Origin of the sequence: Cohnella sp. 56, from assembly GCF_037963805.1 — a bacterium.
In the GTDB taxonomy this organism is placed as follows: Bacteria; Bacillota; Bacilli; order Paenibacillales; family Paenibacillaceae; genus Cohnella.
Genome location: NZ_JAZDQE010000007.1, coordinates 266284 through 293079 on the forward strand (window position 1 = coordinate 266284; position 26796 = coordinate 293079).

Annotated in this window: 25 protein-coding genes; 2 read left to right on the plus strand and 23 right to left on the minus strand. The window is 60.8% G+C overall.

The features are described 5' to 3' along the window. Positions 1–58 precede the first annotated feature (58 nt). From VQ071_RS14860 to VQ071_RS14870, 3 genes are all read right to left on the minus strand, one after another. Positions 59–985, minus strand: a complete 927-nt coding sequence (locus VQ071_RS14860) for an IS1595 family transposase (protein ID WP_340514834.1) — start codon at positions 983–985, stop codon at positions 59–61. 277 nt (positions 986–1262) lie between these two features. Beyond that, the gene (locus VQ071_RS14865) at positions 1263–1430 is read right to left on the minus strand and encodes a CxxH/CxxC protein (RefSeq protein ID WP_340514835.1); all 168 of its coding nucleotides are present in this window, start codon (positions 1428–1430) and stop codon (positions 1263–1265) included. Between the two features lie 38 nt (positions 1431–1468). Then, positions 1469–2785 (minus strand): S1C family serine protease, encoded by a 1317-nt coding sequence (locus tag VQ071_RS14870; protein ID WP_340514836.1) that lies wholly within the window; start codon positions 2783–2785, stop codon positions 1469–1471. Positions 2786–2897: 112 nt separating this feature from the next. Here VQ071_RS14870 and VQ071_RS14875 point away from each other — a divergent pair, with 112 nt between their 5' ends. Then, positions 2898–3095 carry a hypothetical protein gene (locus VQ071_RS14875; protein ID WP_340514838.1) on the plus strand — a complete coding sequence of 66 codons (198 nt, stop codon included), beginning with the start codon at positions 2898–2900 and terminating at the stop codon, positions 3093–3095. Positions 3096–3103: 8 nt separating this feature from the next. Here VQ071_RS14875 and VQ071_RS14880 read toward each other — a convergent pair whose 3' ends face one another. From VQ071_RS14880 to VQ071_RS14970, 19 genes are all read right to left on the minus strand, one after another. Beyond that, positions 3104–3928 (minus strand): MBL fold metallo-hydrolase, encoded by an 825-nt coding sequence (locus tag VQ071_RS14880; RefSeq protein ID WP_340514839.1) that lies wholly within the window; start codon positions 3926–3928, stop codon positions 3104–3106. Positions 3929–4084: 156 nt separating this feature from the next. Then, complete coding sequence (gene yycI, locus VQ071_RS14885) at positions 4085–4852, minus strand: two-component system regulatory protein YycI (protein ID WP_340514840.1); 768 nt, start codon at positions 4850–4852, stop codon at positions 4085–4087. Positions 4853–4873: 21 nt separating this feature from the next. Further along, the gene (yycH, locus tag VQ071_RS14890) at positions 4874–6169 is read right to left on the minus strand and encodes a two-component system activity regulator YycH (protein ID WP_340514841.1); all 1296 of its coding nucleotides are present in this window, start codon (positions 6167–6169) and stop codon (positions 4874–4876) included. After that, positions 6166–7998: a cell wall metabolism sensor histidine kinase WalK gene (walK, locus tag VQ071_RS14895; protein WP_340514842.1), complete on the minus strand. Its 1833-nt coding sequence runs from the start codon at positions 7996–7998 to the stop codon at positions 6166–6168. Before walK ends, yycH begins: the two co-directional genes overlap by 4 nt. After that, positions 7995–8744: a response regulator YycF gene (yycF, locus tag VQ071_RS14900; protein ID WP_340514843.1), complete on the minus strand. Its 750-nt coding sequence runs from the start codon at positions 8742–8744 to the stop codon at positions 7995–7997. The genes walK and yycF overlap by 4 nt, the downstream gene beginning before the upstream one ends. Before the next feature lie 150 nt (positions 8745–8894). After that, a complete protein-coding gene (locus VQ071_RS14905) occupies positions 8895–10478 on the minus strand; it encodes a LysM peptidoglycan-binding domain-containing M23 family metallopeptidase (protein WP_340514844.1) in 1584 nt (527 codons plus the stop codon). Between the two features lie 187 nt (positions 10479–10665). Next, positions 10666–11364 (minus strand): hypothetical protein, encoded by a 699-nt coding sequence (locus tag VQ071_RS14910; protein WP_340514845.1) that lies wholly within the window; start codon positions 11362–11364, stop codon positions 10666–10668. Positions 11365–11734: 370 nt separating this feature from the next. Beyond that, positions 11735–12805, minus strand: a complete 1071-nt coding sequence (locus VQ071_RS14915) for an ABC-2 transporter permease (protein ID WP_340514846.1) — start codon at positions 12803–12805, stop codon at positions 11735–11737. After that, on the minus strand, positions 12795–13679 hold the full coding sequence (locus VQ071_RS14920) for an ABC transporter ATP-binding protein (RefSeq protein WP_340514848.1): 885 nt from the start codon (positions 13677–13679) through the stop codon (positions 12795–12797). The genes VQ071_RS14915 and VQ071_RS14920 overlap by 11 nt, the downstream gene beginning before the upstream one ends. Beyond that, positions 13645–14064, minus strand: coding sequence for a GntR family transcriptional regulator (locus tag VQ071_RS14925; RefSeq protein ID WP_340514849.1), 420 nt, complete (start codon positions 14062–14064; stop codon positions 13645–13647). The genes VQ071_RS14920 and VQ071_RS14925 overlap by 35 nt, the downstream gene beginning before the upstream one ends. 205 nt (positions 14065–14269) lie before the next feature. After that, entirely contained in the window at positions 14270–15556 is a 1287-nt protein-coding gene (locus VQ071_RS14930; RefSeq protein ID WP_340514850.1) for an adenylosuccinate synthase, read from the minus strand. A 262-nt stretch (positions 15557–15818) separates the two neighbouring features. After that, positions 15819–17195 carry a replicative DNA helicase gene (dnaB, locus tag VQ071_RS14935; protein ID WP_340514851.1) on the minus strand — a complete coding sequence of 459 codons (1377 nt, stop codon included), beginning with the start codon at positions 17193–17195 and terminating at the stop codon, positions 15819–15821. Positions 17196–17199: 4 nt separating this feature from the next. Further along, positions 17200–17643, minus strand: coding sequence for a 50S ribosomal protein L9 (gene rplI / locus VQ071_RS14940; protein WP_340514852.1), 444 nt, complete (start codon positions 17641–17643; stop codon positions 17200–17202). Beyond that, on the minus strand, positions 17640–19610 hold the full coding sequence (locus tag VQ071_RS14945; RefSeq protein ID WP_340514853.1) for a DHH family phosphoesterase: 1971 nt from the start codon (positions 19608–19610) through the stop codon (positions 17640–17642). The genes rplI and VQ071_RS14945 overlap by 4 nt, the downstream gene beginning before the upstream one ends. 13 nt (positions 19611–19623) lie before the next feature. Further along, positions 19624–20529, minus strand: coding sequence for a DUF2232 domain-containing protein (locus VQ071_RS14950; RefSeq protein ID WP_340514854.1), 906 nt, complete (start codon positions 20527–20529; stop codon positions 19624–19626). Between the two features lie 6 nt (positions 20530–20535). Next, positions 20536–20847 (minus strand): MazG-like family protein, encoded by a 312-nt coding sequence (locus VQ071_RS14955; protein ID WP_340514855.1) that lies wholly within the window; start codon positions 20845–20847, stop codon positions 20536–20538. A 773-nt stretch (positions 20848–21620) separates the two neighbouring features. Beyond that, positions 21621–23729: an amidohydrolase family protein gene (locus VQ071_RS14960; protein ID WP_340514856.1), complete on the minus strand. Its 2109-nt coding sequence runs from the start codon at positions 23727–23729 to the stop codon at positions 21621–21623. A 64-nt stretch (positions 23730–23793) separates the two neighbouring features. Then, complete coding sequence (locus VQ071_RS14965; RefSeq protein ID WP_340514857.1) at positions 23794–24234, minus strand: CBS domain-containing protein; 441 nt, start codon at positions 24232–24234, stop codon at positions 23794–23796. 262 nt (positions 24235–24496) lie between these two features. Beyond that, positions 24497–25048, minus strand: a complete 552-nt coding sequence (locus VQ071_RS14970; protein ID WP_340514858.1) for an HD-GYP domain-containing protein — start codon at positions 25046–25048, stop codon at positions 24497–24499. A 370-nt stretch (positions 25049–25418) separates the two neighbouring features. Here VQ071_RS14970 and VQ071_RS14975 point away from each other — a divergent pair, with 370 nt between their 5' ends. Beyond that, on the plus strand, positions 25419–26261 hold the full coding sequence (locus VQ071_RS14975; protein ID WP_340514859.1) for a tyrosine-type recombinase/integrase: 843 nt from the start codon (positions 25419–25421) through the stop codon (positions 26259–26261). 182 nt (positions 26262–26443) lie between these two features. On the opposite strand, the gene rpsR is transcribed toward VQ071_RS14975, so the two are convergent. Next, positions 26444–26776, minus strand: a complete 333-nt coding sequence (rpsR, locus tag VQ071_RS14980; RefSeq protein ID WP_217596509.1) for a 30S ribosomal protein S18 — start codon at positions 26774–26776, stop codon at positions 26444–26446. Between the last annotated feature and the right edge of the window lie 20 nt (positions 26777–26796).

Sequence of the window (26796 nt, forward strand, 5' to 3'; positions counted from 1 at the left end):
TGCCCGCGTGTGCAGCAGTTCAGCGAGCCTCAAGACATTCCATTGCCTGTGGCATGAATCAAGATACCTTCCGCGCACCTCGCGAAGCAGCGTGCCGACGCCAACGTATAGCTTGGGCACCCGTCCTGTTACCGGTAAGGTCCGGATATGTAATCGTCCTCGTGGCCCCGCACATTCCGATTAGCTCGACCAGCAGGTCCCTTCTCAACAAATAACGGAAACAATATTCATTCAAATACGCCTGCAGATGCTTGGGACCGATCCCGCCGAACGTCCAAGCCAGCCATCTGATAGCGCCCTGCCAGACAGCCGGCAGCCTGCTGGTCGTTCCTCGATTGCGACGGCGATCCACGGCTGCGACCCGCCTGGGCACAATTGCATCGGATGTATGCTGGCGGACAAAACGGTCCAGCGTCTCCGCCTCTGTACTGCGCGAAGGCTGTTCCTTGCTGTCCTTTTTAATCTTCAAGTGGGCAATGTCCCCGCACTCGCTGACCGCAGCGCCGATAACGACAGGCTGCACTGCGGCCTCCGACAATGATGAGGGACTAATATGCTGGAGATACTCATAGCCGTAAAACTCGCCCAGCAGCTGCAAATTGCCCTCCAGCGGTAATTCCCGATCCCACCGGTCGATCGCATGACGAAGCTTGTGGTTGATGAGCCAGGCCGTCTTGTAGGTGACGCTGATCAACTCGGCCAGCAGCTTGGCGCTGATGCCGAACTGCATCAGATGCATCGCCTGAAACCACTTGTGCAGCGGCGTACGCGTCCCCTCGAGAATCGTCCCCGCCGTCAGCGAGGTTTGATGGCCGCAGGATCGGCATTCGTACAGCTTGCGGCCGCGCGCTACGACATCGTACCAATGCGGATGGGCGCACCGGGGGCAGCGGTAGCCAGCAGGCCACTTCGCCATCAACAGCGCACCTTCGCAATCCTCATCCGTGTACACCGGTACCGTCTCCCCGATCGCCCTGCCGCCCATTCCGCCCACCTCGATATAGGAACATTTGTTCTTATAATAGCAGATATTGGAGTGGATGTCCACTTTTTTTGTAAAAAAAGGCCCTTCCTGACCGAGCGGGATATGCTTCGGGAAATAGGCCTGGAGGCGCATATGCACACTGCGAGGAACTTCCTTGCCGAAGGGGATACTGTTAAAACGTGGTGAACAAGGCTATGCGGCACCCGGCAAAGGCCCCAAGCCATAAAAAAAGGATCCGCGCAGGTCGACGAGACCACGGATCCATTTGCCGGCATATTCATACGATTAGAAAAAGCGCGGGCTCCTTGCAGTACTCGCAGTGCTGCGGCGGCTCCCAGGAGGCGAACTTGGTCTCCCTCAGGTTGACGAGATCGGGTGCGTCCTCGTATTCGTCGACAAAGGTATCGATCGCAAGCTCCACGTGTTCTTTGCAAACACAATACATGATTAGATGTCCTTCCTCGCCGTAAATCTGCTTTGGGATCAGCCGTCGTTTTCCGTCTTCTCGACGAGCTTCACGTTCAGCTCATGCTTCTTGCTGTCCCGATAGTAGGTGACTTTAAGCGTATCTCCGATTTTCTTGTGCATATACAAGTATTTGCGCAAATCGAGCGTGCTGCCGATCGGCTCGGCGTCGAGCGCCACGATGATATCGTTGTAGGCGAGCCCGGCAGCCTTGGCGGGGCCGACGGCCTCCAGGACGACTACGCCTTCCTTGACGCCGTCCGGGACGACGAGCTCCTCGCCGGCAGGCACATCGTCATCATCGCCATTGGCATTCGGCGTCGCATCCGCATCCGGACCGTCTCCGAACGCGTCGTCGTCGTCCGAAGCGGCGTTGTTGTCCAGGTAGATCGACAGATCCATGGAGTAGACGCCCAGGTACGGCCGCTTGATCTTGCCGTGCTCCATCAGCTGCTCGGCGATCGGGACGGCATCGTCGATCGGGATGGAGAAGCCGATGCCCTCTACGCTCGTATCGGCGACCTTCATGCTGTTGATGCCGACGACCTGACCGTTCAGGTTGACGAGCGCACCGCCGCTGTTGCCGGGGTTGATCGGAGCGGAGATCTGGATGACCTCTTCTTCCCAATCGTAGATACCGTCCTGATTCAGAGAGATCGGCACGATGGTCTTCAGGTTCGACACGATACCGTTGGACAGGGAGTCGCTGAAGCCCAGCGGATTGCCGACCGCGATGACGGTCTCTCCCTTGCGGAGCTTCTCGGAGTCGCCGATCTCGGCGACTTGGCTGATTCCCTTGTCGTCGGTCTCCAGAACGGCGAGATCCGTGATCGTATCCTTGCCCACGACTGTCGCGCTCTTCTTGGTCCCATTGGAGAGCACGACCTGCAGCTTGACACTATCCGCAATGACATGCGCATTTGTAATAATATAGGCTTTCCCTTTTTGCTTTTTGAATATAACGCCCGAGCCGAGACTCGTGCCTTTACCGATCGATGCCTCGCTGCCTGCCGCGCCTTCCTTGGTCTGGTTGATGACGCTCACGACGACGGGGCCGACCTTGGCGGCGGCGGAGATGATGCGTTCGTTCGTGTCGACCGGACCCGATATGCCGGACGACAATGCGGCGCGGCTCTCGGGCTGACTCTTCGGACGGTCTACGGCCAGATAGAAGAGGGAAGCGACCAGTACGGAGCTCGCGAGCGAGGAGATCAGCGCGACCCTGACCGTAGCGCTCGGACGGCTCCAGCGGTTCGGACGTTGCCAGCTGCCGGACGGCTGACGGCTGTTCCGCTTTACTTTGGTTGAGTAAAAATCGTCTTTAAAAAAGCCCATGCGCAGCCCCTCTCCGCTGACCGTGCTGAAAGAATAGAAAAGTGGAATGTATGGTCAACGATTTGACTAAAATAGTAATAGATTCACAGATTGATCGCAAGGAGGATGCTTCATGAAGCCTTCGTCACCCCATTGGTCGTTCGTAGACTTCGCGGCACAGCTGGCCGATCTGAAGGAAGACCGGTACCGTCAATTGCTGGCGATCAGCACGCTGATCGAAGTGCTCGTCGACAAGGGCATCGTCACGCCCGAGGAGCTGCGGCTCAAGTCGGAAGAGATGGAGGAGGAGCTGGACCGCCATCTGCCCTGACGCCGCGGCTAAGGCCGGGCCAGGCTGTATGCCTTGACGTGATCCCATGGCGTCGGCCGGTCGGCATACGTATCGCACAGCGCGAACTCGTGCTTTTGATAGAAAACGCCGTTATCTTCTAATACGGTATTCACCGTCAGCTTCGCCAAGTCCATCAGGTTGTGCTCCTGGCTCAAATGTGCCAGATACACCCGCTTCGTCCGGCCTTCGGAGACGAGGCGGCAGAGCGTGTCGCCGGCCGCTTCGTTGGACAGATGACCCATGTCTCCAAGGATTCGCCGCTTGATGTTCCAGGGGTACCGGCCCATCCGCAGCATATTGATATCATGATTCGCCTCCAGCACGAGCACATCGGACTCGAGCAGCTGGCTCATGACCTTGTCGCTGACGTAGCCGAGGTCCGTCGCCAGCGTCAGCTTGGCGTCATCCGACCGGAAGCAGTAGCCGACCGGCTCCTCCGCGTCGTGCGAGATGGCGTACGATTCGATGCGGAGATCGAACAGCTCCATCACGCCGCCGGTCGGGAGCACCTTGCGCTGCGCGTCGGGCAGCTCGCCGACATGCTTGTGCATCGCGCCCCAGGTTTTCTCGTTCGCGTAGACAGGCAGTCCGTATTTGCGGGCGAATGCGCCGAGACCTTTGATATGGTCCGAATGCTCATGCGTGACGAAGATTGCGTCGAGCTCGCTGCCCGACACCTCCCGCTCCTGCATGAGCGCTTCGATTCTTTTGCCGCTGAGTCCGGCATCGATCAACACCGTCGCCGCGCCCGAGGATACGACCGTGGCATTGCCCGTCGATCCGCTGGACAGCACTGTGAAGCGTAATCCCATATGCTTGATTCCTTTCTTTCTCTTCTCCCCATATTGCACTATATCTCTTATTCTAGCAGATTGAATCGCGCTAGCGTTAATGGACTTGGGCGCTCCCTCTATTTTCCAGTCCGCCGGCCAATCTGATGGACGAGTCTGTATGACCGTCAGCCTCGTTTATTTCCCCGTCAGCGGCTCGAGCGTGCTCTCTTTGTCCGTTGACACTTCGCCGCTGACCGCGTTGACGTAGAACAGGTTGCCGTCCTCGAGCAGCACGCGCCAGGAAGGCGCGGCGACCTGCGTATCGGAGTTGAAGATGCCCTGTCCGTGATAGCCGAGCGCCACTTCCTTTACAGCCGCGCCTGCCGGCAGGTATTTTTTCAGGATCAGGCTCGTGAGCGCCTGGGTCGCAGGCAGCACCTTCTGAGCCTGTCCGCCTTCGGTAGGCAGCGTCTCGATCAGATCCAGCCGGTAGCTCTGGATCTTCTGCTCGCTGTAATACAAGATAAGCTTCGCATCGAACAGAGGCAGTCCCTCGATCATACGGTTGAAGGCATATTCGCCTTCGCGTCCGCTGCCGTAATAATCGAACCGGTACTTGGACAGCTCCGGGATGACGTCTCCCAAAGCCTGCTGCAATTCTTTGTTGTTGAACACGATCCGCGTCTCCGGCGGCGGCTCGATCGCGATGCGGCCGCTGCCGCCGCTGGCCGGAAGCTGGAGCTTGTACGTAATATCGCGCAGGCTCGGCGTGTCCGTCGGAATCTTGGCGCCGATGCGAATATTTTTCTCCTGCATCATCTGCCTCGCCTCGACCGGCAGGGAAGTCCAGTCGACCGTCGAGTCGATCCGCTCTCTCCATTCCTGCCACAGCTGATAGCCGAGCACCATATTCAGCGCCAGGAATGCCAGTATCAGCACCGTCTTCGCCCTGCCCCAGTCCACCGGTCATTCCCCCTTCCCGACTCAGCTTGCGATACGCACCTCGCCGCTCGCGAGGCGTATCGCCCATACGGGCTCCAATATCAGCTTGTCCTGCGACAACGTCGTACGATAAGCGGGAAATAGCGACTCCACCTGCACACCGGCGGCTGCCTGCCTGATCTTGGTCAGCAGCTGATTGCCGGCAATCAGGCTGAAAGGCTGCGCAGTGCCTTCCTTGTCTCCGAGCACGAGCAGGGAGCGCTCGTAGGAGCTGACGACGCCCTGCTGAACGGACAGCTGCATATAGCCGAATCGGAACTCGCCCGCCGATACGAGCGGCACGCCGCTGTATAGCTGTTGGAATCGAATGGCGGAATTCGTGCCGCCCGCGCCGATAAAGCTCGGCGCCTCGGTCAAGCGGAACGCGCCGTTCCAGCCGCCGTGCTGGTTGACGAATTGGACGGCCGCCGTGATATTCTCCGCAGGCTCGTCCCGTCCCTCCGCCCGCGCCACCGGATCCTTGAACGACAGCCAGCCGCCCTCCTGCTCGATCTTGAGGCCCCGCTTGGTATCCCTGTAAATCTGCGCGCCATCCTGGCTGTCCTGGATCATTTTGGTCGTCGTCGGATCAATGAACAGATTGCGCTGCATCTGATCGGCCGTATACTTGGTGAAAGCCACCTCGACGCGGCCCAGCGCGAGCGATTGTTCCGGCACATAGACGCCGTTCGCCCAGTAGCTGAACGGCTGCCAGTATTCGCCGAAGCCGACGCTCTGCTCGACATCCTGGGCCGTCAGATCGACCTGGGAAGCCTCGAAGACGTCTTGGCCGTCTGCGCTCAAGAAGAAGCTGCGCACCTCTCCGCTGTCAGCCCGTGCAAAGATCCAGACCCGGTCGATCTCTCCCGTAGAGAGCAGCGAGTCCCCTTCGATGCCTTTGAACGCACGCTGCAGCAGGGAGAACGGAACGTCGCGGCCGAACCGGATCTCGATGCCCGCATCTTCCCGCCGGACCGATTCCCAATCGATCGTACTCGCTTCGACGCGCTGGAAGCCTTTGAATTGCCGGCTCAACAGCTTTTCCAGCACCATATGGTAGAAGTTGTCGTGCGGATAGAACACCGTATGCTTGTCCTGACCCATGTGAACGACGAGCGATTCCGGGTAGAGCAGGTTCTCTACCTTCTCCTCGGGCCCGAGTTCCTCGGTCTTGACGTAGTCCTGCTCGGTCTTCACCTTCGTCTCGAGGCTGGGCATGCTGTAGGCCAAAAAATAGCTCTGAACGAGGCTGAGAGCAACAAGCAGCACAAGTGCGAAGGACTTGCCCCGTTCGATCATGCGTACTCACTTCCTTCCTGCACCATCGGCAGCGTGACCGTTACGGTCGTGCCCGCTCCCGGTTCGGAATCGAGGAGAATGGCGCCTCCGTTGGCGCGCACGATTTCCCGGGCAATCGAGAGGCCGAGCCCGGTGCCGCCCATATTGCGCGAGCGAGCCTTGTCGACGCGGTAGAAGCGGTCGAAAATATGCTCCAGGTCCTTCTTGGGGATGCCGATGCCCGTATCGCGTACCGAGATGGACAGCTGGCCCGCATCGGTCGGACCGGCCGTCAGGCGGACGGAGCCACCGTCGAGCGTGTACTTGATCGCGTTGGACACGACATTGTCGAGCACCTGGTCGATGCCGTCCCGATCGAGCCATACCTTGGACAGGCTAGGATCGACCTCGACCTTGACGGTGATCGCCTTCTGCCGCAGCTGCAGCGAAAAGCGGTCGACCACATCCTCCATCATCTCGCCGACATCGGTCATCTGGCGGCGCAGCTGCGCCTGCTTCGAATCGAAGCGCGACAGATGGAGCAGATCGTTGACGAGCCGGATCATGCGCTCCGTCTCGCTGCGGATGACGCCGACGAAGCGCTCGGCCAGCGGCGGCTCGGCCAGCGCGCCGTCGTCGAGCGCCTCGGTATAGCTCTTGATCGTCGTGAGCGGCGTACGCAGCTCATGAGAGACATTGGCGACGAACTCGCGACGCGAGTTGTCGAGCTTCTCCGCCTCCGTCACGTCGTGCAGCACGGCGATGACACCGACGACGCCCTTGTCCCGGCGCCGGATCGGCGTCAGCGACGCGCGGAAGACGAGCTCCTCGTCTCCCGTGATCTGCGCTCTCGAGATCAGTCGCGTCGACTCCTTGCCCTCGAGCGTGCCGGCGATCGCGGCCTTGTCGATGGCCAGACACTCGGACAGCGTCATCCCCTCGAGCGTCTCCTGCCCGAGCATCGCCCGCGCGCGCCGGTTGGCGACGATGACCCGTCCGATCTCGTCGGTCGCGAGCACGCCGTCGTTCATGTTGGAGAGGATCGACGAGAGCTTCTCGTTCTCCTCCTCGTTGATCGAGAGCGCCTCGCTGAGCCGTTCGGTCATCTCGTTGAACGCGGCGCTGAGCTGTCCGATCTCGTCGTTGCCCATGACAGGCACCCGTTCGTCGAATCGCCCCTCGGCGACGGCCGTCACCTGCAGCGTCAGCGCCTTGATCGGATGCGTGATCGTCCCCGACAGCAGAATCCCGAGCACGGCCGTCAGGCCGAGCGCGAGCAGCATCCCGGAGACGAAGATGCGGTTGATGCGCTCCACCGTGCCGTACAGCTCCGACATGGAGGCGACGACGTAGACCGCGCCGACGACTCTGTCCCCGCTCAGGATCGGCTGGGCGATGACCTTCTTGCGCACGCGGTCCTCGTCGATGATCTCCTCGGTATTGTCGCCGATGCCCTGAAGCGCACGGCTGACGAGCAATGACGTATTTTTGCGCCCGATATAGCTCTGATGCGGCTCGAGCGATGTCGCGAGCACGCGTCCGCTGGCGTCGAGCACCTGCGTCTCCGTGCCGCTCTCGCTGAACAGATTGCCGACAAGCTGCTTGAGCGAATCCAGCGTGTCCTCCGAGCGGTTGTCCTCCCCGTCCTGCTTGGCAAAATCGCTCGAGCCCAGCATGACGGAGAGCAGCTGGGCCGACTTGTTGATTTGGGTCGTGAAGGAGTCGATCTGAGACTTCTTCATCGTGCTGATGAAGTAGACGCCGATCAGCTGCACCGCAATCAAGATCAGCAGCAGCACCATCACGATCAGCTTGGCCTGGATGGTGCGCAGCGGACCGAACAGCTTCATCCGCCGTACCCGCCCGCCATCTTGGGACTGCGCATCAGATAGCCGAGTCCCCGGCGCGTCATGATGAGCTCAGGCTTGCTCGGATCGTCCTCGAGCTTCTCCCGGAGCCGGCGGATCGTCACGTCCACCGTACGCACGTCGCCGAAGTACTCGAAGCCCCACACCGCCTGCAGCAGATGCTCGCGCGTCATGACCTTGCCGCTGTTGCGCGCCAGATAGTGCACCAGCTCGAACTCGCGATGCGTCAGATCCAGCGGCTGCCCGTTCTTGTACACGACATACATATCCGTGTCGATAAAAAGATTGAACAGCTTAAGCCCCTGACGCTCGGGCTCCGTCTCCTGCCCTGCGCCCGCCGCGCCCGTGCGGGGCTCGTCCAGCTTGCGCTGGCGGCGCAGATGCGCCTTCACGCGCGCGAGCAGCTCGCGCGTGCCGAACGGCTTGGTGACATAGTCGTCCGCACCGAGCTCGAGGCCCAGCACCTTGTCCAGCTCGGTGTCCTTGGCCGTCAGCATGATGATCGGCGTGGACAGCCGGCTGCGCACCTCGCGGCAGACATCCATCCCGTCCTTGATCGGCAGCATCAGGTCGAGCAGGATCAAGTCCGGATCGTACTCGAACGCGAGCCGTACGGCTTCTTCGCCATCGAATGCGCAGACGACCTCGTAGCCCTCTTTTTCCAGGTTGAACTTCAATATATCGGCGATCGGCCGTTCGTCGTCGACGACCAGAATTTTGCCCGGCATACGCCAGCCTCCCGTATCCACTGTCCCGCCTCGGGCGGAGATCGCCCGCCGGCGGCTTCTGTAAGCTTTATTCTATCATAACGAGAGAGTCAGCCCAACAAAACAACACCCTCCGAACGTGGTTCGGAGGGCGCAGCAGCGGGTAAATGTTTACAAATAATCGGCCGGATTCTTGAGTTTGCCATTCATGTACACTTCGAAGTGCAGATGTGTGCCGAAGGAGTGGCCCGTGTTGCCCATGACGCCGATGGCTTCTCCCTGCTCCACGACCTGTCCGACCTTCACGTTGATCTTACTCAGATGCCCGTAGAGGGTCTTGGAGCCGTTGTTATGGTTGATGATGATCGCATTGCCGTAGCCGCTCATGCTGTCGTCAGCCAGCTCGACGACGCCGTTGTCGGCGGCCTTGACACTGCTCGAGCCGACCATGTCCAGGCCCTTGTGCAGCCTGCCCCAGCGCTTGCCGTAGTAGCTCGTGATCCGATGCCCGGATACCGGCCATGCCAGATTGCCGGAGCCCTCGCTCGGCGTCACCTTCGTCCCCTTGAGCACGACGGTGGAGAGCGCGGGCGTCACGACCTTGGAGGACACCTGCTCCTCCTCGATGACGAGCCCGTTGCGCCGCAGCAGCTTGTAGGTGACGATCCGCTTGCCCTCCACGCCGGGTCTCACGATCTTCGACTTGCCCGCCTTCAGCTCGTCCGTCTTGCGGATCTCGAGCGGCGCGTCGATGGTCTCCGTCTGCGTCACGGTCTCCTCCGAGCGTACATTCAGCAGCGGCTCCTGGACAGTCAGATTCAGCTCGTCGCCGATCTTGATCTTGTCATCCTCGATCCATGGGTTGTTCTGGTAGATGATATCTTCGGATACTTGCTGGGCATCCGCGATGCAGCCGATGCAGTCCCCGGCCTTCACCTTGTAGATCCGCTGCACCGTGTGTCCCGCGATGAGCCGCTTGACCAATGCATCCGCGTCCTCGACTTTATCCGGCGACACCGGCGCCGGCTCAGCAATCTTCACGGCCTCCTCGAAGGTCGCGCTATCGTCGGCTGGCGGTGCTGCGGCGGTGCGGGCGGCGCTGCCCGCAGCCTCGTCGCCTGAAGCCTTGCCGCTCCTGCCGGGGCCGGAGGAACTCAGCGCCTGACCGTCGGCCACCGTTGCCTGATTACCGCCGAAGGACAGCGTCTGCACTTCCTTGGCCGGCGCCTTCTTCGCCGCAGCCTCGGCCTCGGCGGGCGCATAATGCGCCTTCACCTGCTGCAGCACCCGCTCCGCGGTCTCCTGATCGCGGACGACCGCCACCGCTTGTCCGTCAATGATCAGCTGCACGCCCGTCGGATGCGTCTTCAGCCGATCGCCGATCTGGGCCGCGACCGCTGCGTCGTCCAGCTTTTTGCCATACGCCTCGGCCGCGCGATAGGTCACCTGTCCCTCGTCGAGCCGATACTGCACTTCGCCGCTCTCCGCCTCCAGCTCGGCAGCCTTCGCGCCGATCCGCGCCTCGATGACGCTGCGGTCGCTGACGTCGCCGACATGCTCTCCGCCTATCCATACTTCCGTATACGCCAGCGTATTGGCCTCGATATGCTGCTTGACGAGCACCGTACCTCCCGCTGCCGCCACCGCCGCCGCGCAGACGACGATTGCCGTCTTGCGCCCAGCGCGCTGCTTGAGTCGGACGGCCGCCCCTGCCAGCTTGTCAGCCAACTGCCTGCTTCTGTCGCCGATATTCATATGAACTCCTTGATCGCTATGTAGGATTGCCTCGGATTAACCAGCATCCTCCACACTGTAGCATAGCGTCTATGAGGCTATCAATGAATCGGCCCTTAGAATTCTCTCATATAAACTTAAGACAGGGACGCGGCCGGCGTCCCTGTCAGCATGCATTCGCCCCTATTCGGCGGCTATTGGGCGACCGCTACTGGGCCGCCGGCACCTGCAGCGCCTCCATCATCGTCGCGTATTCGTCGTCGCTCAGCACCGGCTTCAGCAGCGACTCCAGCTTGGGCAGCTCCTCCTGCGTCAGACCGCCCTTGATCAATTCCGTCAGCTCGCCGAGCTGCGCGCTCGACAGCTTGCTCACGACGACGGAGTAGATCTGCTGCTTCTCCTCGTCCGTCAGACCGGCGACGGCGGATGCGACATCCTCCTCGCTCCAGACGGGCACCGCGCCGTCTCCGGGCGTCGCCTCGGGCGAAGCGCCCGCCTGTTCGCCCTGTCCCGCATCCGATGGCGCAGGGCCCGGCGCCGGCGTGGGAGCGCCCGCCGCCTCGTCCGGCTCGGGCGAAGCAGCTTCCTCCCCGCCTATGCCGGAAGCGGTAGCTGCCTCGGATTCGGGCGCTGCCGCTGCCTCCTGCTCACGACCGTTGTCTTCGTCGTCGACTGCCGTCCCCGTCTTCACTTCCGTTTTTGCCGCCGTCTTCGCGCCGTCCGCGCCCCACATTTTCCCCCAGACACCGCTCATCGCGAACGGCTGCTCATCCAGGGTGATGCCGTATTCCTTCAGTGCCGACTGCACGTAGCTCGTCACGATATAACCCGTCGTCCAGATGCTCAAGAAGCTTACCAGCAGCACCGCCGCGACCAGCCTGGCCGCCCAGCCGATCCATTTCCACATGATGCGCCCTCCAACTCTATGAAGTCTCATAGAATCAGTATGGGCAACCCGCACGGGACGCATTCCGCAGCCGGCAAATAAATCGCTCTGCGACACGTTTGAACAGTATCCCCTTCGATCAGGAAGCTTGCGTTCATCCCAAAAACCAACCGTATCCCCTTCAATCAGGAGACTCGCGCTCGGCGCATCATTAAACATATCCCCCTCGATCAGGAGAGACTCGTCCTGTCCGCAAACCAAGTGCCGCTCCGATACGAGACGGCCCGCTAGGGTCCATGCAAACATATCCCCCTCGATCAGGAAGATTCGCGTTCCTGTCCGAAGGGGATACCGTTCAAACGTATTCAAGCGAGACTGGCGCCCGCCAACACTAGTACTTGAACCGCATGCGCAGCAGCCTGCGGATAATAAATGCGCTCAGCACGCAGCCGAGGACGAAGCCGATATCGTAGCCGAGCCACTCGCCCGCGCCGAGCCTGAACAGCCCCTTGCCAACCATGCCCGCAATCATGGAGGCGCACAGCACGACGGCGTACCTCAGCACGGTCTCTCCACCCTTGAAGAGCATGAGCTTGCCGTTGTTCTCGACGCGGTTGCGGACGTAGGCCCCTGTCGCCAGCAGGAGACCCGCCCCTAGCAGGACGAGCATCGCGAGCGCTCTCCACCAGACAATGTCGGTATAAGACAGGCTGGCGTACCCGATAAAATTAAGCGCATCCTGGATGCGATCGCCGAGCAACGGCGTGTACGAATTGCCAAATCCGTCGTGCGTCCGCCGCGGCAGCTGAATGCCCTGAACATTCAACGAAGCGTCCAACAATAGGAAGAAGCCGATCGGAAATGCCGCCAGTACCCAAGTGAGTATCGTCTGCGAGGCCACGCTGCCGGTGACGGCGCCAACGAGAAGCGCGCATGCATAGCCCGCCAGAACGACGAGCCACGAGTACCCGAATTGGGCGGCAAAATAATCGAGACGCACATAGTCGGATGCCGGAGAGACCGCCATTACCACAACATCCGCCAGCGTGCATATCAGCAGCGTACCTGTCACCATCATCGCACCGAGCAGCCATTTGCTGAGAAAAACGCGTGCCCGGGAATAGGGCAGCGAGAACAGCAGCTCCTGCGAGCCGTTGCGCCGCTCGACGCCAAGTTGGACGAGCGCGAGCACGAACACCGCCAGCAGCAGCCATAGCCTGCCTCCCGCCTCGTTGGCGCCGTTGTCGTATACGTACCGGTATAGATCGCCGTGTGCAAAGTCATGCCTCGCCAGCCTGACCAGCGTGTCCGTCGACGGCCGATTCCATAACCAATTATTCATGCGCTTCAGCACGACGATGAGGAAATACACGATAGGCACGGCAAATATAAACAGCCGCGCATTCGCGTACTCCCTGCCGAGCAGCGGCTTCATTCCGTTCCATCGCGAATTACTCGGCATACGGCTCGCCTCCCAGCTTCCACACGTACAGATCCTCCAGCCGCACGGGCAATGGCTCCATGAGCAGCGGACGCATCGCCTCCAGCTCCTTGAGAGCGGCGCTGCCGGGTGCCGCATTCAGCAGCAGCGTGTAGACGCGGCCGATATGCTCGAGCACCCGCACATCCGGCGAACGAAGCCACGCCTCCGGCGCCGCGCCCCCGAACACGACCTGCAGCTTCGCCACGATCCCGTCGGCCACCCCCTGCGACGCATGCATCTCCACGCTGCCCGCGCGCATGAGCAGGATCGTGTCGGTCATCCGCTCCAGCTCCTCAAGCAGATGCGAGGACACGACGAGCGACATGCCGTCCGCCGCAGCCTCCATGAGCAGGGTCAGCACCTGCTTCTTCGCGATCGGGTCGATCCCATTGGTCGGCTCGTCCAACAGCACGAGCTTCGCGCGCGTCGACAGACCGAGCGCCGTGCTGAACATCATCCGCATCCCCTTCGAGAAATGCCGGATATTGCGGTCGAGCGGCAGACCGAGGCGGTTCATCATATCCCTGAAGCAGGCCGGATCGAAGCGCGGGTAGATCTGGCCGAACATATAGGCGGCCCCCCACCCCGTATAGCCGTACCAAGCCTCCGGCGAATCCGGTATGAATACGAGCTCGCGCTTGACCTCGGGCTCCCGGTGAACGGAACGGCCTTCGAACAGCACTTCCCCGCCGTCGGGATCGAGAATGCCGGAGATAACCCTGAGCAGCGTGGTCTTGCCTGCGCCGTTGCGCCCGATCAGGCCCGCGACCCCGCCCGCCGCAAGCTCCAGGTCGATCTCCGTCAGCACGGCCTTCCCGTCAATCCGCTTGCTCAGTCCCCGCACTGCCAGCATCGCGATCCCTCCCGTAGTCTCTCATATCCGTCTGCAGCCAGGACGTGAGCTGGTCGCTGCCCACGCCCAGGTGATGCGCCTCCACCGCGATCCGGCGCAGCTCCGCGCGGAGCCGGTCCAGGCGCTCCCGCTCCATGCCGGGCATGTCACCCGCCTTGGCCACGAATGCCCCCTTGCCACGCAGCGACACGATGACGCCCTGTCGCTCGAGCTCCTGGTAAGACTTCGCCACCGTATTGTGATTGACGAGCAGCGTCGCGGACAGCTCGCGAACGGAGGGAATCCGATCCCCCTCCACCAGCGCGCCCTTGGCGATCAGTTCCTTGAACCGCTGCACGATCTGCTCGTAGATCGGCTCCGGGCTTCTCTCATCGATGCGTATCATAGGGCATCGACTCAGCTCCTTCATGTGTACCACTTTTACTAGTACACAATATACATTAATTTCTACTGAACCGCAATACCGATCGGTCAGACTTGGTGCCCGGCAGTCGGCCGCTCCCCCTTAAGCGCAACAAAAAACGCCTTTCTGCGGCACCCGATTCGGGATGCGCAGAAAGGCGTATAGGCAAGCTAGGCGTACATTCGTTTTAAACGTAAATGTCCGCTACCTGGTTCGTCTGCTCGCGGTTGCGGCCGACGGAGAAGATCGCGATCGGGATGCCCGTCAGCTCGGAGACGCGCTGCACGTAGCGGCGGGTATTCTCCGGCAGGTCGGCCAGCGTCTTGGCGCCGGTGATGTCCTCGCTCCAGCCCGGCAGCTCCTCGTAGACGGCCTCGCACTCGGCCAGCATCTTGAGGTTGGCCGGGTAGTGCTCGATCAGCTGGCCGCGGTAGTTGTAGGCGGTGCAGATCTTCACCTTATCGAGGCCGCTCAGCACGTCGAGCGAGTTGAGCGACAGGCCGGTGATGCCGCTCACGCGGCGGGCATGGCGGACGACGACGCTGTCGAACCAGCCGACACGGCGCGGACGGCCCGTGACGGTGCCGTACTCGTGGCCCTTGTCGCGGATCCACTGACCGAGGTCGTCATGCAGCTCGGTCGGGAACGGACCGTCGCCGACGCGCGTCGTATAGGCCTTGGCGACGCCGATGACCTGCCGGATCTTCGAAGGGCCGACGCCCGAGCCGATGCAGACGCCGCCCGCGGACGGATTCGAGCTGGTCACGAACGGATACGTGCCCTGGTCGATGTCGAGCATGACGCCCTGGGCGCCCTCGAACAGCACCTTGCTGCCGGCGTCGATCGCATCGTTCAGCACGACGGACGTGTCGGTGACGAGCGGGCGCAGCTCCTCGGCAAGCTTCAGATAGTCCGCGATGATCTCGTCAGCGTTCAGCGTCTCGCCGCCGTACACCTGCTGGATCATTTGATTTTTCTCCGCTACGAGGCGCTTTGCCTTCGCAGTGAACTCCTCCGGGTCCATCAGGTCGGCGATCCGGATGCCGTTGCGCGCAGCCTTGTCCATATAGCACGGGCCGATGCCTTTGCGTGTCGTGCCGATCTTGTTGTCGGCCTTGCGGTCTTCCTCGAGCGCGTCGAGGACGAGATGGTAAGGCATGATGACATGCGCGCGGTCGCTGATGCGCAGGTTGTCCGTGCTGAAGCCGTTGTCACGGATATATTGGAGCTCCTCCACCAGCGCAGCCGGATTGATGACCATGCCGTTGCCGATGACGCATACCTTATTTTCGTTGAAAATGCCCGAAGGAATCATGGTCAGCTTATACTTTTTGTTTTGAATGAGGATCGTATGTCCGGCATTGTTGCCCCCTTGATAGCGAGCGACGACGTCTGCCTTTTCCGCCAGGAAGTCCGTGATCTTGCCCTTGCCTTCGTCTCCCCACTGCGTTCCTACAACAACTACTGTAGACAATGCAATCCCTCCATCCGGCGTATCGGCGCTTGGCCAGCCGGCATGATCGATGCCGCCCGCACGGACGTGTAGATGCCGAGGGCGCCGGCTTCGGGCGCACGCGACAACGCACCGGGAAGCGTACTCTCCCCCGATGGACGGCAAATGGCCGCTATCGCGGCATTGTCTAGTTTAGCAAGCTAAAGCGTGCAAGTCAAATAAAAAAGCCGAACGATCGGAGATGGGTCCCCATGATCGTTCGGAAATGTTCGGATTTTCGTTATTAGGAAGCGCTCCCGACCATCGCTTCTCCGTGCGCCCGGTCCAGACTGACGAACTTGTTGAAGTTCTTCAGGAAGACGAGCTCGACGGTGCCGACGGGTCCGTTCCGCTGCTTGGCGATGATGATCTCGATGATGTTCTTCTTCTCGGTATCGTGGTTGTAGTAATCGTCCCGATACAGGAACGCGACGATGTCGGCGTCCTGCTCGATCGAGCCCGACTCCCGAAGGTCGGACATCATCGGCCGCTTGTCCTGACGCTGCTCGACGCCCCGCGACAGCTGCGACAGCGCGATGACCGGCACCTCGAGCTCACGGGCGATCTGCTTGAGCGTACGCGAGATCTCGGAGACCTCCTGCTGCCGGTTCTCCCCGGCTTTGCCGCGGCCCTGGATCAGCTGCAAGTAGTCGATCAGGATCATGCCGAGGCCTTTTTCCTTTTTGAGACGACGACACTTGGCCCGCAGCTCCGCTACAGTAATGCCCGGCGTATCGTCGATATATACTTGGGCCTCCGAGAGGGAGCCGATCGCCATCGACAGCTTCTCCCAGTCGTCCCCCTCGAGGAAGCCGGTCCGCATGCGGCCCGCATCCACGTTGGACTCCGCACAGATCATCCGCTGGACGAGCTGCGCGGCCGACATCTCAAGACTGAAGATCGCGACCGTCTCCTGCGCGCGCACCGCCACGTTCTGGGCGATATTGAGCGCGAAGGCGGTCTTGCCGACGGAAGGACGGGCAGCGACGATGATGAGGTCGTTGCGCTGGAAGCCGGACGTCATCTTGTCCAGATCGACGAATCCGCTCGGGATGCCCGTGACGCCGCCCTTGTGGTTGAACAGGAATTCGACGCGCTCGAATACGTCCATGAGCACGTCGCGGATGCTGATGAAGCCGTGCGCGGCGCGCCGGTTGGACAGCTCCATGATGCGCGCCTCGGCGTCGTTCAGCAGCGCGCCGACGTCGTCCTCGGAGGCGTAGCCGCTCGAGACGATCTGGGTCGCCGTGCGGATGAGCCGCCGCAGCATCGCCTTCTCCTCGACGATCTGCGCGTAGTATTCCACATTCGCAGCCGTCGGTACGGCACTCGCCAGCTTCGCGAGATACGAGACGCTGCCGACCTCCTCAAGCTGGCCGCGGTCGCGCAGCGTCGCGGTCAGCGTGATGAGGTCCATCGGCTGGTTGTCTTCGTTCAGATCGACCATCGCCTCGAAGATCCGCTGATGGGCGACGCTGTAAAAGTCTTCGGTGTGCAGCCGCTCCATCGCCGTGATGAGCGCTTCGGCCTCCAGCAGAATCGCGCCGAGTACCGCCTGCTCCGCTTCGAGATTCTGGGGCGGTACGCGATCGAACGTCATTTGATCGCCCCGATCGCTCATGGCGTCATTCCTCCGTGACCTGTACGTTCAGCGTGCCCTTGACGTCCTGGTACAGCTTCAGCGGCACCTGCGTCACGCCGAGTGTGCGGATCGGCTCGTCGAGCTCGATCTTGCGCTTGTCGATCGTGATCTTCTGCTTCTCGAGCGCCTCGGCGATCTGCTTGCTCGTGATTGCGCCGAACAAGCGCCCGCCCTCTCCGGCCTTCGCCTTGATGACGATGGTCATCTCGCCGAGCTTGACCGCCAGCGCCTTCGCGTCTTCCTTCTCCTGAGCCTTCTTCTTGTCGGCGGCCGCCTGGATCTGATCGAGCGTCTTCTTGGCGCCGTCGGTCGCGATCTGCACATAACCCTTGGGCAGCAGGAAGTTGCGAGCGTAGCCCTCGGACACCTCTTTAACCTGACCCTTCTTGCCTTGACCCTTCACGTCCTGGAGAAAAATAACCTTCATTCGAACAACCCCTCTTCCCCGTTAATATCGTTCAACACTTGCTTAAGCTTCGCTGCGACTTCTTGGACGGTACCCTGGAGCTGGCAGGCCGCGTTCGTCAGATGGCCGCCTCCGCCGAGCCGCTCCATGACGACCTGCACGTTCATCTGCCCGAGCGAGCGGGCGCTGACGCCGACCGTGCCGTCCGGCCGCTGGGCGACGACAAACGACGCCTTGATGCCCGTCATGTTGAGCAGCGTGTCCGCGGACTGCGCGATGAGCAGCTGCGGCACCGGCTTCCCCGGATCGGCCACCGCGATCGCGATATAGTCCAGGAACACCTCCGCGCCCCGGATGATTTCCGCCTTTTTGATGTATTCCTCGAGGTCTTCCTTCAGCATCTTCTGAATGAGCGCCGGATCGGCGCCGTTGCGGCGGAGGAACGAAGCCGCCTCGAACGTCCGCGAGCCCGTGCGCATCGCGAAGCTCTTGGTATCTACGGTGATGCCGGCGAGCAGCGCCGTCGCCTCGCGTACGTCCAGCGTGATCCGCTCGTGAACGTATTGCAGCAGCTCGGTTACCAGCTCGCATGTGGACGACGCGTACGGCTCCATGTAGACGAGCACCGCGTCCTCGATGAACTCCTCGCTGCGCCTGTGGTGGTCGATGATGACGATCCGGTCGGTCTGCTGGAGCAGCCTCGGCTCCGCGACCATCGACGCCCTGTGCGTATCCACGACGACGGCGAGCGAGCGCTTGCCGGTCAGCTGGGACGCCTGCTCGGGCGTGATGAAGCGGCGGATCAGCTTGTCGTCTTCCTTGATCATGTGCATCATCTTCTGGATCGCCGGATTGACGCCCTCGAGCACGATGAACGCTTCCTTGCCGATCTGCTGCGCAGCCTTGAGCACCCCGATCGCCGCGCCGATCGAGTCCATATCTGGCATTCGGTGCCCCATGATGATGATATGGTCGCTCTCCTTCATCAGGTCGCGCAGCGCATGCGCGATGACGCGGGCCCGCACGCGGGTGCGCTTTTCCACCGCGTTGCTCTTGCCGCCGTAGAAGCTCTGCCGCTGGCCGAACTTGACGACCGCCTGGTCCCCGCCCCGGCCGAGCGCGATATCGAGGCTGCCCTGCGCCAGCTGGCCGAGCTCGGCGATATTGTCCGCGCCCGAGGCGAAGCCGATCGACAGCGTCATCGGCAGCTTGAGGTTCATCGTGATCTCGCGCACCTCGTCGAGCAGCTCGAACCGCGATTGCTCCAGCAGCTTGAGCGCCGCCTGATTCGCGATGACCATATAGCGGTCCGAGGAGAGCCTGCGCAGGAACAGGCCGTACTTTTGCGCCCACTCGTTGATCTCGCCCGTGACCTTGGACAGCATGAGCGCCCGCTGCTGCTCGTCCATGCCCTGGGCGACCTCTTCGAGATTGTCCATCATGACGATGCCGATGGCGAGCTTCTCGTCCTCATACTTCTTCGCGAGCGTCCAATGCTCCGTCACGTCATTGACGAACAGCATGCGCTCCGTCGGGCGGAACATCAGCTCGTATACGCGCCCGTTCAGCGTCGTCTCCCAGCGCCCGAGCGTCTTGTCCTTTTCCTTGGCTTGCTGGATGCCCGGGAACAGCTCCGCGAGTGGCATGCCCACAGCCGACGTGCGCTCCATGATCTTCGAGATGAAGCCGTTGTGCCACTCGACCTCTTTATCCTCATTGTACAAAATAAGTCCGAATGGCAGGCCGCCGACAACCTCGGTCCCTACGCCCCGAATGCGTGAGGACAGCGTCAGTACGTATTCGTCCCATTCCTTGCGGAAAGCCCGCTCGGCGAGCAGAGAGAACATGCCGACGGCGCCGCCCGCGATCAGCGCGACGATGCCAAGCGGCCAATAGAACCAAGTGAGCGCGACAGTCAGCAGGAAGATGAGAGCAAGCGCCCAGACATTGTGCATGCCGTGCCACCGCTGAACGAGAAATTTGGGCATTGGCTTCGCTCCCCTACTTCTTGTCAAAATAACGGCGCAGCGGGAACGCCGTATCCAGCAGTCCGATCAAATACAAAGGCTGAATCAGGAAGAGCGGTATCGCGATCAGAATCGGCACGACGCTGGACCACTTTTTCTGATAGGCCAGGTAAAAGAAGAAGCCCAGCGCCTGAATGCGGAACAAAAAGTCCAGCACGGGCACCGCGTTGTCCGACGCGACCGCCCAGAAGTTCGGGCTGCTGGCGGGCATGGCAAACTGTATAATCCATACGATCACATACAGCAGCACCGTGCTCTTGGGCAGCATCCAGTCTCTCATGGGCGCTAGCCCCGGCACGACGATGCCCAGCCAGGCCAGCATCCTGCGGGAGATGCCGTGCGTGATGATCGCCAGCAGGAACGAACAGAGCATGAGCAGCATCGGGAGCAGCCTGACGACGGCTTCGCCGAATGCCTGAGCCGTTCCCGTCCAATCCCCGGTCAGCAGATTGCTGGCCTGGAGCTCCTGTATTTGCTGATCCAGGAAGGACGCCAGCTGGGCGGTGAAGTCGATGTCGTACTGGACGGAGAACAGCGTCAGCTCCGTCACAAGCTGTGCGAGCAATATAATAAATGCTACCGTAACGACGGTCTTCGCGGCGATTCGCTTCTTGTACATATGGCCGATCACGATCGATGGCACGAGGAAAAAAAATCCGAAAGTCAGCGCGAGCGCTCCCGCACTGCCCAGGAGCATGAAGGCAACCGCGGCGATCACGGCGATATGGATGGCAAAAGAAACCGGGCGCAGCATCGTGTACAATACGACCATAGGCGTCATTAAGAAAAATATCGTGATTCCGCTCAGCGGGGTAGCGACGCTGAGCAGCATGAGCAGCGCCACGGCACTCCAGGCCAGCGACTTCAAGGCCGTGTTCAACAAATTTCACCTCTTGCGAATGTGTTCTTCCAGTGCCGAGAGGTCGCGGTATTGCTCCTCCAGCTGATGTCCCTCTTGCTTCAGGCGGCTGAGCTTGTCCTCGACCGCCCGATCGAGATCGCGGTAGGAGACGCCCAGACGACGTCCCAGAATGTAGGCGCTCGCGATGAGTCCGGACAGACTGTCCGTGATCCGCGCTGTGCTGCCCTCCCACATGGCCCTGAACAGACGGGATACCTGATCCAGCACCTCGCTCTTCAGCCATTCGATTGACCGGGCGCGCCCGGCGACATCCAGATTCTGATCGACCTGAGACAAATCTCGTCCCTCCTTCGAGAAAATCCATTGTCGGACGGCTGCGCGCCCGTCATCCTAGCGCCAAAGCTGTATCCATCATTATAGCACATAAACTCGCCGCTCCCGCAATGGCATTTGCTAGTCTAGCCGACGGCGCGGCAGAGGACAGGAACGGCGCGCTGCCGCCGTTTGAGCGGTATCCCCTTCGCTAAGGCTGCGCGCTTTCCGTGCCGGCTTCGCCACCGCTCCATTATGACGGTTGCCGGCTGCCGAAGACGCGAATTCGACCTCCCCTCTCCCTCGCCCATCTCCATACCTGCCCCGTCATGCCTGCATTACGACTCCGCCTCTATCCCGCGCCCCTTTTAAAACGGTATCCCCCTCGCCAAGGAAGTCTCCGCCGCCGTTCCTCCGATATTGCTCATCGCGACCTCTCCTGTCCTGGGAAAGACCGATAAGCTCGCTCATAACCCTGAACTGCGCCTGCCGATGTCATCCTGTTCGCGCCTGCGTATATTTTCTTGAACCGCGCCTGCGCATCGTCCCCACCGAACTTGCTTACAGCGGCCAGCCAGCCTCCCGAGTTGCTCGTTTTCCTGACCCAAGGGGATACGGTTAAAAAGGGAGAAAAACGGTTGTCGGACGGCGGGGAGCGGCGCTCCAAACAAAAGGCTGCCCCGAACCAAATGTGATCCGGTGGCAGCCCGTCGCGAGCAAATAATCAATAGAAGCATGTTCGGATGCACACCCGGAGACATGTGCGGGAGGATATTCGGGAGTTGCTCAGATACAATTCAGGACGTAGGTACCGAATTGTCCCTGCCCGGATGCGCGGTCCACTCGTTCGGTCCCGCCTCGCGGACATCGAGCCCCAGCCTCCGAAGCGCGGACATCGGGATGTAATCCCGCTCCCCGATCGACAGCAGCTCGGCCGCACCGCCGGGCCATGTCAGCCTGCGGCCCCGCTCGAGCATCAGCTCGCCCGGCAGCGGCACATCCGCCGGCGCCGTGCCCTGCCAGGCGGCTGCGCCTGCGGCGCGGCCAGACACGCTGCTATGCAGCTGGCCGCTGCCGCCCTTGAACTCGCCGCCCTCCGCAGCCAGCGTATGCGTACGCGCATCCCGGCGCAGCGCATACCCGAGCGGCTCCACAATCCGCACGTCCGCGTATCCTTCGCCCCGGTAGGAGACCGCGGCATAGTCCTGCGTACCAGAGCCCGTCTCCAGCCTCAGCTTGCCCGCTCCGTCCTTCGGTACGCGCACGAACGCGCTGCGAATCGGCTCGCCGACGCGCACCGTCTTGTGCAGCCCATTCCCGTCCAGCGCGACACGGCCGCCGATCAGCACGTAGCGTATGCCCGCGGACGGCAGCTCAGGCCGTTCGACCGTCGAGCGGTCGCCGATCCGGGCATAGTCGAACACGACGATGTCCGCGTCCATTCCTTTGGCGAGGCGACCTTTGCGGCGCAGCGCCGGCGCCTGTTTTTCCAGCCGCTGCGCAGGCATGAGCGTCATCTTGGCGATGGCGTCCATGAGCGGGACGACGCGGTGCTCCCGCACGTACAGGCCGATCGTCCGTGCGAATGTGCCCGATGCCCGCGGGTGATTGTTGTTGCCCGGCTCAAGGATCGCATCGCTGCCGATCATGACGAAGGGCGCGGCGAGCGAGTCCTCGATGTCCTGCTCGGGAATCGCGTAGGCGACGGCGAGCTTGCCTTCCTTTTTGAACGTGCCGAACGTCGTCTCCGTCAGCCGCTCCGACGTGCCCGCAATCTGGAGATCCTTGTACGTGATTCTGAACCGCTCCTGCCAGCCTTCGTCGAACCGGGCCGAGTTCAGGTAGGTGCCCCAATAGTCGTACGGGTACGTGCAGGCGGTCATATCCAGTCCATCGGCGCGGGCGCGGGCCAGCATGTCGAGCGATTGCTTCATCGAAAAGGTGCCGCCCGTACTGTTGATATGATCGACGTGAACGGAAGCGCCGGTCGCGCGCGCATAGCCGATAATCTCGTTCATGGCGTCGATATTCGTGCCGGGCTCGGTCATATCGGAGTACCGGGCATGGAAGTAAACCGGCACATTGTACTTGTAGGCCAGCCGCATGAGCGGCAGCACCTCGGCGGCTCCGATGCCGGGCACATACTCCAGGCTGAACGAGATGCCGAGCACGCCGTCCTGGAGCGCCTGCTCGGCTTCGGCCTCGAGCGCGCGAATCTGTGCGGGCGTCGCCGGCGTGTACAGGCCGATGCCCTGTCTGTTGCGCGCCTTCGTATAGAAGAACGATGCGCCATAATGGAGCGGTGTGCCCGCCCGCTCATAGTACGGGTACCACTTGCGCGGCGCGTCGGTGCCGCCGTGCATGGCGATATTGGCGGTGACGCCGTCGGCAATTTTGTTCCAGACGCCGAGCGGATTGGGATCGTAGGACAGGTTGTCGATGAAGCCCGGCGCGACGACCAGCCCCTCCGCATGGATCGTGCGGCGGCCCCGAACCGGCTGATCCGTCACGAGCGCGATGTCGCCGCCGCCGATCGCGACGTTCATCCCTTCGCGATCCAGACCCGTCTCCGGATTGATGACCCTGCCGCCTACGATGACCGTATCGTAGAGGCGCCCCAGCTCTTCCTCCGTCGGACGCTCCAGCTCCGGCTGCCGTGCCGGCACAGCAGCAGCCTGTATGCCGTCTGCAGCCGTCGTATCCGCGACCCGCCCGTTGCCGGTCGTGCCGGTCGCGGTACTCGAAGTCCCGGCCGCAGCCTTCTGCGCGCCCGCCAAAGAGGCGGCGGTCCGCCCGGATTTCCCGTGCGAACTGCCGCCTCCCGTAATGGCGCCGACTGCGATCGCGGCCGCCGTGACGGCTGCGATCGCATATCCGATTGATTTTGCGGTAATCCATTTGAACATGGGACAGCCTCCAAAGTAGCTTAGGACCGGAGCTGCTCGCAGCAATTCCATCCTTTTCCACTTTCTAAGCTTCCCTGATAGCTCTCTTTTCATCCGCGCCCTGACCCATAAAGGACCGTGCGCAATAATCGATAATATCGCTGCGGCGTACGATGCCGATGAATGTCCGCGTGTCGTCCACCACCGGCACGAAGTTCTGGCCCTTGGCGAGCGAGATTAAATCCTCCATATTCGCATCGATCTGCACGGGCCTGTTGGAGAGACGCAGCGGCACATCGGATAATGGGATGCGAGCGGTTTGCTCGAATGATAGCCCTTGCTTGTTTTTCAGATACCACAGCAGGTCGCCTTCGGTGACGGTGCCTACGTACTTCCCGTCCTCGCTGAGCACGGGGACAGCCGTATAGCGGTGACGCTCCATACGCTCGAGCGTCTGGCGCAGCGTAGCATTCGAAGGCAGGCATACGACCTCCTGCTTCGGCAGGAGGAAAAACGCGATATTCATGTGTTCCTCTCCTCTGGCGTCTGGCGCGATTCATCAGAATCCTCACCCATTATACCATGCGTCTCCGAAGCGTACCAAGGCAGATGACGAGAGCGCTGCCGCTTGCTGCCAGACACCAAGTGGAGCCGGCGTATCGCCCGATGCGCGCCGATTCGAATTTACTGCAGTGGCCGTCCCCAAAAAAAGATAGCGCCCGGGCATCCGGCGCCATCTTCCTTTCTTAACTGAAAAGCCTCTCCATAGTCACGCCCAACTGCCGTCTCTATCTGAACTGCAGCTCATCCCGCAGCGTGGCAAAATGATCGACGACCTCGGCGCAAAACTGTGTGCCCGCATGTGCGTACAGCTCCGCAATCGCTTCGTCTGTCGTTCTGCCCTTGCGATACGGACGATCGGTCACCATGCTATCGAACGCATCGAGTACGCAGCATACGCGAGCTCCAAATGGAATAATATGTGTTCTTAATCCCTTGGGGTAGCCCCCGCCGTCCCAGCGCTCATGATGGTATCTGACGATATCGAGCACATATCTGGGAAGGGGATCATCCTTGAGCAGTCTCGCACCCATCTCCGGATGCTCCTTCATGATCGTCCATTGCTCCCGCGTCAGCCGGTCCGTCGAATTCAATATTTCCGGAGCGATCAGGAGCTTTCCGACATCATGCAGGAAGCAGCCGCGAATCAGCCATTGTTTCTCTTCGTGGCTGATCGGGAGCCGATCGGAGAGCATGTCCGCAAGCCATGCCACACGCATACAATGCCGATACGTCTCGAGATGACGCTGCCGCAGCTCGTTCATCCAATAGACAGCCATTCCTTGTTCGTGTGCCTCCCGGCTTACCAGACGCCGACTCACATTGTCCCCATCCTCTCGAACTAGCTAAATATTGTAGGCCCCTTTTCCTTTTTGCAATCGTACACAAATTTTGTCGAAGAACCTGCCTTCTTTCCCGACATGACCGATAACATTTGTCGTACAATTATAGTTGTGCGACAGTAAGGAGGAAGGTACCGTTCAGATGGAGATGACAACAATGGGTCCGGAAACAAAGCCGATTGATGTATGGGCTGGTCCCGAGAATGACTATTCCTTATCCGACTTGAACGATGATTCGGTTATCGAGATTTTTCTGTCGATGTTCGAAAGATCGCCGCATACGCAAAAAAACTACAGGCGCGCAATTATGCAATTCAGAGCGTACATAGGCGATACCCCGCTGCGCGAGGTGTCATGGAGAGTGTTGGAAGCCTACAAGCTGGGGCTGTCGAGGGGATCGGCGAGCCGGACGGGAAAGCCGCTCGCGCCGGCGAGCGTAGCCGCGCTGATCGCGCCGCTCAAGTCGCTGTATAAATGGGGAGGAGACCCGAATATCGGCTTGTTCCAGCGCAATCCGACCAGCTCGGTCAAGCTGCCGCCGGTCAAGGTCACGAGCAGCCACCATTACTTGACCCGCAGCGAGATCACCAGTCTGCTGAATGCGCTAAAAAGCCAGAACCGGCGCAACTATCTGATCGGCCTCTGTCTGATCACACTGGGACTTCGCGTATCGGAGCTGACGTCTATTAAGTATTCCCACTTCCGCTACGATCAGGCGGAGACGGGCGTCTGGCTGACCGTCGTGGCCGGCAAAGGCGGCAAAGACCGCCATGTCAAGGTTCCGCCGGTGCTATGGCGCCAGCTGTCCGAATATTTGACCGGCTGCAGCCTGCCATCGACAGCACAATCCGAGTCTAAGGATGCCCGATTGTTTCCAATGACGACCCGCCAGGTTGAGCGCGTCATCAAAAAAGCGTCCCAGGCGTTACCCGGCAAAAGTCCTACGCCTCATTGGCTACGTCATACGAGCGCGACGCTCGCTTTGTTGAAGGGCGCTTCCTTGCAGCAGGTTCAAGAAACGCTTGGCCACACGCATATCAATACGACTCAGCGGTATTTGCATACGGTCGAGCAGATCAAAAAATCCGCTACCGACTTTATAGAGGAGAGTCTGCAAGAGCTGGAATGTAAAAACATGTTGTCGAAATGAGTCTAATTTCCTATAATCAATTATAGGAAATTTTCCATCTCAAGCAATCTACGGTACATAGGTCGCACAACTATAATTGTACGACCTTGCCACTCTTGAGTAAGTATACCCGATATAAACAGTAAAAAACCCTCCACTCTACGTTAAGCAGAGCGAAGGGCTTTGTTGTATATAGAGGTAAATCAGTCGGTCGTGTAAGGCAGCAGCGCCATTTGGCGGGAGCGCTTGATGGCGACCGTCAGCATGCGCTGATACTTCGCCTTCGTGCCGGTCACACGGCGGGGCAGGATCTTGCCGCGCTCGGAGATGAACTTGCGGAGCAGGTCCAGGTCCTTGTAGTCGACGTGCGTGATCTTGTTAACCGTGAAGTAGCAGACTTTGCGGCGCTTGTTGCGTCCGCGGCGGAACTTGCGGGGCTCGCGTTGTTCGCGGTCGCCGCCTCCGCCCGGTCCGCGGTTCTCGCGGGGCGTATAGGTGCGCTCTTCACGAGCGGCTGGTGCTTGTTGTTCGCTCATTTATAGTACCGTCCTTCCCT

Coding starts and splice junctions, on each gene's coding strand:
- VQ071_RS14870 (WP_340514836.1), bottom strand. CDS start 2,785: ATGGGCTTTTTTAAAGACGATTTTTACTCAACCAAAGTAAAGCGGAAC.
- VQ071_RS14925 (WP_340514849.1), bottom strand. CDS start 14,064: ATGATACGCATCGATGAGAGAAGCCCGGAGCCGATCTACGAGCAGATC.
- yycF (WP_340514843.1), bottom strand. CDS start 8,744: ATGCCGGGCAAAATTCTGGTCGTCGACGACGAACGGCCGATCGCCGAT.
- VQ071_RS14975 (WP_340514859.1), top strand. CDS start 25,419: ATGCAATTCAGAGCGTACATAGGCGATACCCCGCTGCGCGAGGTGTCA.
- yycH (WP_340514841.1), bottom strand. CDS start 6,169: ATGATCGAACGGGGCAAGTCCTTCGCACTTGTGCTGCTTGTTGCTCTC.
- rpsR (WP_217596509.1), bottom strand. CDS start 26,776: ATGAGCGAACAACAAGCACCAGCCGCTCGTGAAGAGCGCACCTATACG.
- VQ071_RS14865 (WP_340514835.1), bottom strand. CDS start 1,430: ATGTATTGTGTTTGCAAAGAACACGTGGAGCTTGCGATCGATACCTTT.
- VQ071_RS14970 (WP_340514858.1), bottom strand. CDS start 25,048: ATGGCTGTCTATTGGATGAACGAGCTGCGGCAGCGTCATCTCGAGACG.
- dnaB (WP_340514851.1), bottom strand. CDS start 17,195: ATGAGCGATCGGGGCGATCAAATGACGTTCGATCGCGTACCGCCCCAG.
- VQ071_RS14875 (WP_340514838.1), top strand. CDS start 2,898: ATGAAGCCTTCGTCACCCCATTGGTCGTTCGTAGACTTCGCGGCACAG.
- VQ071_RS14905 (WP_340514844.1), bottom strand. CDS start 10,478: ATGAATATCGGCGACAGAAGCAGGCAGTTGGCTGACAAGCTGGCAGGG.
- VQ071_RS14915 (WP_340514846.1), bottom strand. CDS start 12,805: ATGCCGAGTAATTCGCGATGGAACGGAATGAAGCCGCTGCTCGGCAGG.
- VQ071_RS14910 (WP_340514845.1), bottom strand. CDS start 11,364: ATGTGGAAATGGATCGGCTGGGCGGCCAGGCTGGTCGCGGCGGTGCTG.
- VQ071_RS14860 (WP_340514834.1), bottom strand. CDS start 985: ATGGGCGGCAGGGCGATCGGGGAGACGGTACCGGTGTACACGGATGAG.
- VQ071_RS14880 (WP_340514839.1), bottom strand. CDS start 3,928: ATGGGATTACGCTTCACAGTGCTGTCCAGCGGATCGACGGGCAATGCC.
- rplI (WP_340514852.1), bottom strand. CDS start 17,643: ATGAAGGTTATTTTTCTCCAGGACGTGAAGGGTCAAGGCAAGAAGGGT.
- walK (WP_340514842.1), bottom strand. CDS start 7,998: ATGAAGCTGTTCGGTCCGCTGCGCACCATCCAGGCCAAGCTGATCGTG.
- VQ071_RS14920 (WP_340514848.1), bottom strand. CDS start 13,679: ATGCTGGCAGTGCGGGGACTGAGCAAGCGGATTGACGGGAAGGCCGTG.
- VQ071_RS14965 (WP_340514857.1), bottom strand. CDS start 24,234: ATGAATATCGCGTTTTTCCTCCTGCCGAAGCAGGAGGTCGTATGCCTG.
- VQ071_RS14960 (WP_340514856.1), bottom strand. CDS start 23,729: ATGTTCAAATGGATTACCGCAAAATCAATCGGATATGCGATCGCAGCC.
- VQ071_RS14945 (WP_340514853.1), bottom strand. CDS start 19,610: ATGCCCAAATTTCTCGTTCAGCGGTGGCACGGCATGCACAATGTCTGG.